This is a genomic window from Anaerolineae bacterium (assembly GCA_014360855.1).
Classification (GTDB): domain Bacteria; phylum Chloroflexota; class Anaerolineae; order JACIWP01; family JACIWP01; genus JACIWP01.
Genome location: JACIWP010000092.1, coordinates 1 through 10935, shown reverse-complemented (window position 1 = coordinate 10935; position 10935 = coordinate 1). Strand labels below are relative to the sequence as shown.

Sequence of the window (10935 nt, the reverse complement as noted above, 5' to 3'; positions counted from 1 at the left end):
TGCGGGATTCTGGGGATTCGGAGGGATATCGTGCGGACGCTTAACCTGCGCATCTTACGCGGCGGCCCTGGCCGGCCGGCGGCCTACCAGACCTATCAGGTCTCCGTGGATGAGCATTTGAACATCCTGGATGCCGTGCAGAAGGTCTGGGCCACCCAGGACCCGACCCTGCTGTTCCGACACGCCTGCCATCACGCCTCTTGCGGGTTATGCGGCGTGCGCGTCAACGGGCGCGAACGGCTGATGTGCCTGACGCCGGTCGCGGAGTTTCCGGAAGGTGCCACGGTGACGCTGGAGCCCCTGCGGAACTTCCCCTGGGTGGGCGACCTGGTGGTGGATGTGAAGCCGCTGATGGATCGCATGGCGGCCATCCAGGCACCCTATGTGCGGCGGGACGAACTGACCGCCGGCGAGGAAGAGGGCACCCGCTTCGAGGACTGCATCGAATGCGGGCTGTGCATGTCCGCCTGTCCCGTGGTGGGAAGCGACAGCGCGTACCTGGGGCCGTCGCCGCTGGCGATGATCAAGCGCCTGTTGGAAGAGCCGCGCGGCCGGGATATCCAGTCCCTGTGCGCGCTGGCCGGCGATGCCCACGGCGCTTGGCGCTGTCACTCGGTGATGGAGTGTGTGGAAGTGTGCCCCTCGAACGTGGACCCCTCGCAGGCCATCGGATGGCTGAGGCGCTATCTGATCCTGCGCGGCCGGCGCCAGCTCGCCGGCGTCGAAAGGAGGTAACAGCTCCATGGATCGGACATTGTCCTCCCTTCCCCTTTCGGAGCATGTGGCCCGGGCGTCCTGGTGGCGGCGCGCCGCGGCGTGGGTGGACCTGCACGGCCGGCGCGAGGGCTGGCTGGCCTTCATCCTCATGCGGGTGACCGGCATCGGGCTGGTGTTCTACCTGTTCCTGCACCTGACGGTGCTCAGCACGCTGGCGCGCGGCGCACAGGCCTGGGACGCGTTCATCGCCCTGGCGCATTCGCCGCTCTTTGTGGCCTTCGATGCAGTGCTCATCTTCGGCATGCTGTACCACGGGCTGAACGGCCTGCGGGTCATCCTGCTGGGCCTGGGCGTGGGGAGCCGGCGGCAGGCCGTGCTCTTCTGGGGCGCCTTTGTGCTTTCCATTGTGCTCACCGCGGTAGCCGTGCGCATGATTCTAATGATGGGTTGAGGGCACAGCGATGTGGATATGGCAGGCACTCTCGGGGATACTGCTGACCGTTCTGCTGGTGGTGCATATGGTCGCCAACCATTTTGTGGTGGAGGGCGGCTTGCGCACCTATGAGGATGTGATACACTACCTCTCAAATCCGTTCATCTTCGCGCTGGAGACGGCCTTTCTCATTGTGGTGACCTCCCATGCATTGATGGGAGTGCGGGCCATTATCCTGGACCTGGGGATTTCGCCGGCGGCGGACCGCCGGCTGAAGGCTGTTTTGGTCGCGCTGGGTGCCATCATCGTCGTATATGCGGTCTGGCTGACCGGCAGTGCGGTATTGCGCGCCTGATGCCGGCCCCTTGCGCTCATACAATAGAAAGGATGACAGGCTGTGGAAGCCAATTACGCTCCCCTGCAAACGCCCCAGTTTCGCGTGCTGTCCGATGCGCAGATCGAGAGATTGTATCGTGCGACGCTGGAATGCCTCTCCCGCACCGGCGTGAACGTCCTGAATGAAGAAGCTCGGCATCTGTTGGCAAAAGCCGGCGCCGACGTGGATGGGGTGCGGGTGCGCATCCCACCGCATATCATCCAGGATGCCATCGCTTCCACGCCGCGCGGCTTTACCATCTGGGGGCGCGACGGCCGGCATGCCTTGCATGTCGTCCCGGATAAGGTGTACTACGGGCCTGGACCGACCTGCACGTACTTCATCGATCCGTTTACCGGGGAGCGCCGGCATACCCGCCGCGGCGACCCGGGCATGACCGCGCGGGTCTGTGATGCCCTGCCCAACATTGACTACGTCATGTCCCTGGGCCTGATCAGCGATGTCACCCCGACCCTGGCCTCGGTCTATGAGTACGCCGAGATGATCGCCAACACCACCAAACCCGTCCTGCCGTGGGCCTTTCAGGTGGATCAGGTCAAGGACCTCTATGCGATGGCGCTGGCGGTGACTGGCAGTGCCGAGGCCTTCCGCCGGCGGCCGCTGTTCGGCTTCTTCTCCACCTGGCAGTCGCCGCTCATCCATACCGACCATGACCTGGAGAACGTCTTCTGGGCCATGGAGCATGACATCCCCGTGATTTACATCGGCGGGGGGACGGCCGGCAGTACGGGTCCGGTGACCGGCGCCGGCCTGATCGTCTCGTACCTGGCTGGAGCACTGAGCGGGCTGGCCATCCTGCAGTTGAAGAAGCGGGGCGCGCCGGTGTGCATCGGCGGGGTGCCGGAGCCGATGGATCTGCGCACGGGCCGGCCGGCGTACGGCGGGCCGGAGATGAGCCTGTACAGCGCCGCCATGTCCGACATCTCCCGCTACCTGGGCCTGCCCTTCATGGGTACCGCCGGCGCCTCCGAGGCCAAGGTCGTGGATCAGCAGGCGGCCATCGAGAGCACCTTCCAGGTCCTCCTTTCGGCGCTGAGCGGCGCCACCCTCGTACATGATGTGGGTTTCCTGGACTGCGCGGACATCGGCTCGCTGGAAATGCTGGTGATGAACGATGAGATCATCGCCATGACCCGCCGCATTATGCGCGGCATCGAGGTGACGGACGAGACCATCATGCTGGACCTGATTGACCAGGTCGGGCCGGGCGGGGAGTTCATGTCGACGATGGAGACGGCGCGGCTGTGCCGCACCGAGATATGGACGCCGACGCTGATGGACCGCGACCCCTGGGTGAACTGGGAGGCCGCCGGCAGTCTCACCATGCTGGACCGCATCCGGCGCAAACTGCACCGCATCCTGGAGTCGCATACGCCGGCGCCCCTGCCGGACGGCGCGGCCGAACGGATTCAGCAAATCCTGGAAGCGGCGGAAGAACGCGAGCGCTCGCGCGCAAAATGATGCCCTCCGTAGCGTGGGCAGAAGGATGATAACGTGCCGGAATGGGTGATTGAAACCCACAACCTCACCAGGCATTTTGGCGCGCTGGTGGCGGTGCACGACCTGAACTTGCAGATTGCCCGCGGGGAAGTGTTCGGCTTCCTGGGGCCGAACGGCGCCGGCAAGACCACCACCGTCCGCCTGCTGAACGGTGTCCTCAATCCTACCGCCGGCGAAATCCGGGTGCTGGGGATGGACCCCATCGCACAGGGGCCGGCGGTGCGCCGGCGCACCGGCGTGCTGACCGAATCGCCGGCGCTCTACGAGCCGCTGAGCGCCCGCGACAATCTCCTCATCTTCGGCGAGCTGTACGATGTGCCGGCCAATGTCCTGCGCCGGCGGGTGGATGAACTGCTGGAGATGTTCGAGCTGACGGCGCGGGCGGACGACAAAGTGGCCGGCTACAGCAAGGGCATGAAACAGCGCCTGGCGCTGGCGCGCGCCCTCATCCATGCGCCCGAGATCCTGTTCCTCGATGAGCCGACCGCCGGCCTGGACCCCGAGGCGGCGCGGCAGGTCACCGAGCTGATCGAGCATCTGAGCCAGGAGGAGGGGCGCACCATTTTTCTTTGCACCCACAACCTGGTGGAGGCCGAGCGGTTGTGCGACCGGGTGGGGGTCGTCAACCGCGGGGAGCTGATCGCCGTCGGCACCCCGGAGGAGCTGGCGCGGCGCATCTGGCATGGGCACGGCATCGTCGTGCGGCTGGGCCGGCCGCTCTCCGCCGAGACGCTGGCATCCCTGAAGCGGCTGGAAGGGGTGGCGCAGGTGGAGGTGGAGAACAGCGACCTGCACGTCCTGCTGGACCAGGAGCACCGCACGCCGGCGGTGGTGCGGGCGCTGGTGGAGGCCGGCGCGGAGATTTACGCCGTCCGACCGCGCGAGCATTCCCTGGAGGACATCTATTTCCAGCTTCAGGCCAATGCCCGAGGAGGGAGCGCATGAATACCCGTGCCGTGCGCGCCGTTGCCCGTAAGGATTTGCGCATTGCCCTGCGCAATAAAGGGGTGGTCCTGCCCATCATCATTGTGCCGCTGATGATGATGATTTTGATGCCGGCGCTGATGATATTCCTGCCCATTTACCTGGAGCCGATGGAGACCGGCGAGGAACTGCGGCGGGAGATGGGGGCGTTTTTCGCCAACATGCCGGCGGAGCTGTACAACCTGTTTGCCGGCCTGAACGACCAGCAAACCTGGGTGGTGGTCGCGTCCATGTTCATGTTCGCCCCGTTCTTCCTCATTATCCCGGTGATGGTCTCCAGCGTCATCGGGGCGGACAGCTTCGCCGGCGAGAAGGAGCGCAAGACGCTGGAAGCCCTGCTGTACACCCCCATCACTTCGGCGGAGCTGTTCATCGGCAAGGTGCTGGCCGCCTTCCTGCCGGCGATGGTTGTCTCCTGGGCATGCTTTGTGCTGTACACCGTGGTGGTGAACGTCGCCGGCCTGATGGTGCTGGGGCGCATGTTTTTCCCCAACCTGGCCTGGATCGTGCTGATCCTGTGGGTGGTGCCGGCGGCCGCCGCCCTCGGCATCGGGGTGATCGTCCTGGTCTCCGCCAAAGCGAAGAGCTTTCAGGACGCCTATCAGATGAGCGGGCTGGTGGTGATCCCCATCATCCTGCTGTTGTTCGGACAGATGGGGGGCATCCTGTATTTCAGCACCCCCACGGTGGCGCTGATCGGCCTGGTGATATGGGCAGTGGATGCGGCGCTCTTGACGATCGCGGTGCGCACGTTCGGGCGGGGCGAGATCATCGCCCGGCTGTGAGCGCCGGCCTCAGCCGCATGCCCCCATGCGCGTCAACCGCTTCCTTGATACATTGCATGATACTGTGCACTGAACCGCGCTCGAAGCACAGCCGGCTCCAGCCCAGGCGCTGAAGCTCGGACGCGATATCCGCCGGCGCATAGGCCGGCAGTGCTTCGCGGTATCCCCGTCCTGCCGCCTCTTCCTGCTCGATGTCTACCGCTACGCCGCCGTGTTCGCACGGGACCACGAAGTCGAAGACTGCGTCGGGCAGTCCCTCGATGCCGGCGTCCATCTCGGCGTGGAAGCCCTGCCGGTTCAGCTCGACCCAGAGACGCTCGCGCAGGGACTGTTTGATCCAGAGCTGGGAGACATCCCTGGCGGACAGCAGGCGCTCCAGGGTGGTGGGGATGAAGGTGACCCGGCGGAGCCGCCGGCTGGGCACAGGGGCCGGCAGGGCCTCCAGCGGACCCAGGTCATAGCGGAGGTACAGCTCTCGGGCGCGGGGATGGGCCGGCTCGTCCGGTATCAGTATATGGCGGGGCAGTACCTGCACCGAACGCACCTGCGCGTACCAGCGGATGCTCCAGCGCTCTTCCTCAAAGGCGCCGGAATGATAAAAGGCGAGGTAGGCCGCGCCGGCCAGCCGCGGCGCGTGCCGCAGGGGGATGCGGTACCAGTGCTCCTCCTGCACACGGCGCCAATCCACGGGGTTATTGACCAGCACCACCAGCGCCGGCGTCTCGCCGGCAGAGGAATCGTTCCCCAGGATGTCAAGCATGCCGCGGTGTTCCATGGGCTACTCGACGTTCCGCGCCAGGGCCGGCGCGAAGCGCTGGAGATCTGCTTTCAGCCGTAGGACGGCCAGGTCGCGGGCGCGCGCCTCCAGCATCATGTCGGCCTCTCCGACCGTAAGACAGCTCTCGCAGAAGCGGATGAACTCAAACGGGTTGACGAAATCGGCGTGTTCCGTCCATTGGGGCGGCCGGGCGCCGGCCAGGGCGGCCCCTTTCAGCTCCGTGCGGGGACTGCTGAAATGCATCTTGGGCCGCACGCCGGCCGGCCAGCTTGCCAGCGCCAGGCGCACCGCCTCCGTCAGGGGCAGGTCCTCCGGGTTGTGATTGAGGAAATGCAAATAGTCCAGCACCACCGGCAGGCCGGCGCGTGCGGCAAGCTGATGGACATCGGCGAAGCTGTAGGAGGCGTCGTCGTTCTCCAGCGCCAGCCGGCGGCGGGCAGCCTCCGGAAGAGCTTCCAGCCGGCGCAAGAACCGCCCCTTGCTGGCGTCCTTGTCTTCGTACACTCCGCCCACGTGCAGGACAATCACGGCATCGGCCGGCAGGCCCATGGCGTCCATGAGGCGCGACCAGCGCATCAGCTCCCGGCGGCCGCGCTCCGCAAGCTGTTCATCGGGCGTGCTGAGGGTGGTATAGGCCAGGGCATGCATGGTCAGGCGGATGCGGTAGCGGCCGGCAAGCTCCCCCACGAAGGCCAGCATGGCCTGGCATTCCGCGATCTGTTCCTCTGGCGCGCTGGTCGGCGGCACGAGGTACGGGGACATGCGGTACAGCCGGATGTCCTGCTGGTGGAGGTACTCGAGGATGTCGCGCAGGTAGAGCAGGCTGACGCTGAGGTGGGGCTGTTGGGGCGGCCGCCGGCCGTCGTGGGTCTTCAGCCGCGGGCGGCCGAAGATGCGGCCTGGGAAACCGATGCGCATGTCCTTCTCCCGGCGTGGCAGTTGCGTGGCCCATTGGCGAACGGTTGTCGAGATTATAGCATGCGCGGGGCATGAGATCAAACGAGGGCAGTGACACCATGTCACTGCCCTCGCGCACCTACGGCCGGGGTCCGCTAGTCCAGGACGACCGGCGGCTTGGGCACGATGGGGCCAGGCCCGGGGACGATGCCGATCTCGGGCAGGCCGGTCACGCTGATGGTGACACTGCCCTTCCACCCGGCGCCCCGGTATCCGCCGTCCAGCGGGAGGTAGCTGGCCGTGAAGATGATGGTTCCGCCGGCCAGGGCTTCCAAGTCCCCCTTGCCGAGCGGCAGTGGGCCGGAGACCGGCGGCTGGCCGTTGCGCAGGGCGCCGTGGAAGGTGTAGGAGCCGGCCGGCAGGTTCACGATCAGCGACATGCCGTCCGGCAGGTCGGGGGAAATATAGATTTTGCCCGATTCCAGTTCGGCGAAGGAATATCGTAGCTGGCAGATCGTTTTGTATAAGCCAGGCCTTTTCAGGGCAAGGACGGCCGAACAGCTATCTGTCACCAGGTGTCCCCCGGGCGTGGGGGTGGGTGGTACGGGCGTGGCGGTCGGCACAGGGGAGGCGGTGGCGCCCGGCGTGGTGGTCGTGGTTGGCCCGGGCGAGGCGGTGGCTTCTGGGGTAGTGGTGCCGGGGGTTTGGCTGGCCTCTGGCGTGCCGGACGGGACCGGTGTATCGAAGGTGATATCGCCGTCCCCGATGGCCAGCACCGCCCGCTGAAAGGCCTCCCGGGCCGCCGGCCCCACCGCGCGCAGGGAGGCCGCCGCGGCGACGGCGATCAGCGCCAGCAGTAAGGCGTATTCCACCAATCCCTGGCCCCTTTGCCCTCGCATGAGGATCCCTCCATCGCGATCAGGATACATACTGGGATAGAACAACACAATATTGTACGTGCATCTGGAGTTCTCTGTGGAACAATATAGCCAGGGGGCGGAGAGGCGTCAATAGGTTTTCCTTACAATTTGCTTACAATTTGTGGAGATAAAGAAGAAGGCCGGCGGCTGATACCGCCGGCCTTGCCCCCTGCTATAGGGCGGGATTCACGGCGAGGGGTATATCAATACGGCCGGCGAGGTCATGCGTATCCAGTAGCCCCTGCCCGGCTCCATCTGGGTCAGGCTGTTCATGCCCGGCGGCAGGTCCGGGTAATACGAGAGGGCACCCCGTTCTGGGTCGAAGCCGAGGACGGCGGTGTAGCGGCCGGCGATGGACTGCAGGGCCTGTTCCACGGGCAGGGGATGATCGGGCAGGTAACTGACCAGGTTGTAGCCGGCGCAGAGCTGGATAGGAGTGGAGGCCGGCAGTTGGACCCCCGGCACCACCAGGTGCATATCCTGGGACATCTCGATCCAGTAGCCGTGCCGGCCGTCCATTTCTGTCAGGCTGTTCATGTAGGGCGGGATGCCCGGGTAGAAGGAGAGGGCGCCGCGACTGCAGTCCAGCGAGAGCACGCGCGTGAAGCGGCCGATGAGGCCGCCCAGGACGTTCAGCACGGCGGGGTTGTGCGGTTCCACCGGGAAGGAGATGAGGTTCCAGCCGGCGCGCAGGTACAGGGTGACCTGGGTATTGCGGCTGGCGAGGAGGTTGACCTGCCAGATATCGCCGGTGATGGTCCAGATCGGCTCGTCGGGGCCAAGCGACACGGCCGGCTGTCCGTTGATGACGAAGCGGATGCGCTCGCCGGGGAGGGCGCCGTCACGGGCCGGCGTGGTGGGATCATCCAGGTACACCGGCATGGGGCCGTACTGGCCGGGCGTGGTGACCATCCAGGTGCCGCAGCGGAAGCCGGTGGGATCATAAGCGTCGATGCGCGTGCCGTATGGGGCCGGCGACCCGTCCGACAGGTTTACCGTGCCGTAGAAGTTCACCCAGTTGGTGGTCGGGTGCAGGGGGCCGGGCGTCAGGGTGGCCGTTGGCGTGGCTGTCGGATAAGGCGTGCGCGTCGGCGTCGGCGAGAATATCCAGGTGGGCGTCGGCGTGCGGGTAAAGGTGGGGGTCAGCGTCGGCCGCACGGTGTTGGTCGGCGTCGCAGTATGTGTCGCTGTCCCGGTGGCGGTTGGGGTGTGCGTGGCCGTCCCGGTGGGGGACGGGGTGGGCGTCAGGGTGTGCGTGCCGGTTGGTGTTGGCGTGGCGGTGTGGGTAGCCGTTGCCGTGGCGGTGGCCGTGCTGGTCGGCGTATGGGTCGGGGTGCCGGTGGCAGTGGGTGTGGATGTCGGCGTCCACGTGGCGGTCACGGTGGGCGTTTGAGTGACCGTCGGCGTCTCGGTGGGCGTCCCGGTATGTGTCGGCGTGGACGTGATCGTCGGTGTAGTGGTTTCCGTCGGCGTCGGCGTGATGGTGGGCGTATGGGTCTCCGTCGGTGTAGGAGTATGGGTATCGGTCGGGGTAGGAGTGCTGGTATGGGTGGGCGTCGCCGTCGCCGAGGGGGTGGGGCTGGGCGTCGCGGTGGCGGTGTCGGTCGGCGTGGGGGTGATGGTCGGTGTATGGGTCGGTGTGCCTGTGGGTGTGATGGTGGCGGTGGCAGTGGCGCTGGTGATGATGACCACGCCGTTATACAGGTTGCGCAGGACCGATTCTCCGCCGTAGACAACGTCTGTGTTCAGCGGGTCAAAGATGAGGTCGGCGCTGGGTGTGTATGCCATGGCCTGGAACCAGATGCGGCACAGCATAAAGTCGCCGGCAGGAGGCGGGTCGCCGAACAGCCGGCCGGCGGAATAGCGCAAATAGCCCGTCATGTTGTTGACGGTTTTGTTAAGCACATTGCCCAGCGCAGGGCCGTTATCCACGCCGATGACCAGCATTTCGGTAGGCGAGAAATAGAGACGGGCATCAATGGCATCCACCGGCTGGGGGCCGGCGGAGACCATAATGTCGAGATGAAAGATCTCCCCGATGTAGGAGGTGTAGATTTCGGGGACGACGGCCATATCCACAATGGCGGTGGGGGTCGGCGTCGGTGTTGGCGTGTCCCCGTCCACCAGGGGAGGCGAAAAGAGCGCCGCGGAGCCGGCGGAGATGTTCAGGATGGCGAGGACGGCAACAGCGCCGGCGAGGATAAGCCACCCCGCGATGGTTGGAAGCAGTCCGCGTGGTCGAGAGTTCATGGCTTCCCCACTCTCCTTGCGACAAGGCATGTCTCAGGCGGCCGGCCGGTTACGGGTAAATCAGCGTGCCCGGGCTGTTCATCTTGATCCAGTAGCCCCGCCCTGGTTGTAGCTGGGTCAGGGTGTTGAGCAGGGGCGGCAGGCTGGGATAGTAGGTCTGGGCGCCGAGGATGGGGTCAAAGCCCATCACGCTTTCGAACAGGCCGGCGATGGAAGTCAGCGCGGCAGCCACGTTCTGCGCGGAGTTGGGCAGGTATCCGACCAAATTGTAGCCCGTGCAGAGCGAGAGCGGATAATGGTCCGGGGCCTCGATGCCCTGGACGACAAGGTGCGCTCCCTGGGTCATGTAAATCCAGTAGCCGTGCCACGGGTCCATGGTCTTCAGGGTGTTGAGGCTGGGCGGCAAGCTCGGATAGTACGACACCGCGCCGAGGGTGCAGTCGAAGGACAGCACCCGGGTGTATTTCCCGCTGATGGAGGAAAGCGCGCTGGGCACATCCGGGTTCAGCGGCATGATGTCGAAGGAGATGAGGTTCCAGCCGGGTGCCAGGTAGATAATGCGCTGGACCAGCGGGCCGGCGATAAGGTTGACCTCCCAAATATCGCCGTTGGAGGTCCACACCGGCTCGTCCGGGCCGACGGCGAAGGCCGGCATGCCGTTCACGGCGAAGCGGATGGTGTCGCCGGGGGAGGCGCCGTCATCTTCTGGGGTGGTCATGTCGTCGCGGTAGACGGGCATGGGGCCGTAGTGGCCGGCGGTGGTCACGTAGTAGGTCCCGCACCGCACATGGCTCGGGTCATAGGCGTCCACAGTGGAGCCGATCGGGGCTGGACTGCCGTTCCAGAGGGTGACGGTGCCGTAGAAGTTGACCCATTCCGTTGAAGGGTGCACCGGGCCGGGGGCCGGCGTGTGCGTGGCAGTGGCCGTCGGCCAGGGTGTCAGCGTGGGTGTGGTGGTGGCGGTCGGCGTGCGCGTCGGCGTCGAGGTGAAGGTGGCAGTGCTCGTCGGCGTCGGCGTGCGGGTCAGCGTGGGCGTGCGCGTCGGCGTATGAGTGGCCGTCGCCGTGTCCGTGGGAGTGGCGGTCGGGGTCGCCGTAGATGTTGGCGTGAATGTCGGGGTGAACGTCGGCGTCTCCGTTGGAGTATGTGTGACGGTCGGCGTATGCGTTTCCGTCGGCGTGGCGGTGTGCGTCGGTGTGTCCGTGGGCGTTGCCGTGTCGGTCGGGGTGGGCGTATTGGTCGGCGTATGGGTGGCCGTCGGCGTGGCGGTGTCG

At 65.9% G+C, this 10935-nt stretch carries 11 protein-coding genes; 6 read left to right on the top strand and 5 right to left on the bottom strand.

All coding sequences use genetic code 11. From position 1 onward, the window contains the following. Positions 1-30 precede the first annotated feature (30 nt). The 6 genes from H5T60_06755 to H5T60_06730 are packed head-to-tail and all read left to right on the top strand — an operon-like array spanning position 31 to position 4816. On the top strand, positions 31-735 hold the full coding sequence (locus H5T60_06755; protein MBC7242128.1) for a succinate dehydrogenase/fumarate reductase iron-sulfur subunit: 705 nt from the start codon (positions 31-33) through the stop codon (positions 733-735). 7 nt (positions 736-742) lie between these two features. After that, on the top strand, positions 743-1168 hold the full coding sequence (gene sdhC / locus H5T60_06750) for a succinate dehydrogenase, cytochrome b556 subunit (GenBank protein ID MBC7242127.1): 426 nt from the start codon (positions 743-745) through the stop codon (positions 1166-1168). A 10-nt stretch (positions 1169-1178) separates the two neighbouring features. Next, positions 1179-1505, top strand: coding sequence for a hypothetical protein (locus tag H5T60_06745; protein ID MBC7242126.1), 327 nt, complete (start codon positions 1179-1181; stop codon positions 1503-1505). Between the two features lie 42 nt (positions 1506-1547). Next, positions 1548-3008 carry a trimethylamine methyltransferase family protein gene (locus H5T60_06740; protein ID MBC7242125.1) on the top strand — a complete coding sequence of 487 codons (1461 nt, stop codon included), beginning with the start codon at positions 1548-1550 and terminating at the stop codon, positions 3006-3008. Positions 3009-3053: 45 nt separating this feature from the next. After that, positions 3054-3992, top strand: coding sequence for an ABC transporter ATP-binding protein (locus tag H5T60_06735; protein ID MBC7242124.1), 939 nt, complete (start codon positions 3054-3056; stop codon positions 3990-3992). Beyond that, a complete protein-coding gene (locus H5T60_06730) occupies positions 3989-4816 on the top strand; it encodes an ABC transporter permease subunit (protein MBC7242123.1) in 828 nt (275 codons plus the stop codon). Before H5T60_06735 ends, H5T60_06730 begins: the two co-directional genes overlap by 4 nt. Here H5T60_06730 and H5T60_06725 read toward each other — a convergent pair. The 5 genes from H5T60_06725 to H5T60_06705 form a co-directional block, all read right to left on the bottom strand. Then, complete coding sequence (locus H5T60_06725; protein MBC7242122.1) at positions 4800-5591, bottom strand: hypothetical protein; 792 nt, start codon at positions 5589-5591, stop codon at positions 4800-4802. The genes H5T60_06730 and H5T60_06725 overlap by 17 nt on opposite strands. A 3-nt stretch (positions 5592-5594) precedes the next feature. Next, positions 5595-6512 carry a UV DNA damage repair endonuclease UvsE gene (gene uvsE / locus H5T60_06720; protein ID MBC7242121.1) on the bottom strand — a complete coding sequence of 306 codons (918 nt, stop codon included), beginning with the start codon at positions 6510-6512 and terminating at the stop codon, positions 5595-5597. A 134-nt stretch (positions 6513-6646) separates the two neighbouring features. After that, positions 6647-7390 (bottom strand): hypothetical protein, encoded by a 744-nt coding sequence (locus H5T60_06715; GenBank protein ID MBC7242120.1) that lies wholly within the window; start codon positions 7388-7390, stop codon positions 6647-6649. Positions 7391-7597: 207 nt separating this feature from the next. Further along, positions 7598-9661, bottom strand: a complete 2064-nt coding sequence (locus tag H5T60_06710; protein ID MBC7242119.1) for a hypothetical protein — start codon at positions 9659-9661, stop codon at positions 7598-7600. Between the two features lie 49 nt (positions 9662-9710). Then, positions 9711-10935: hypothetical protein (locus H5T60_06705; protein MBC7242118.1), on the bottom strand; the 1225-nt coding region annotated here is incomplete at its 5' end.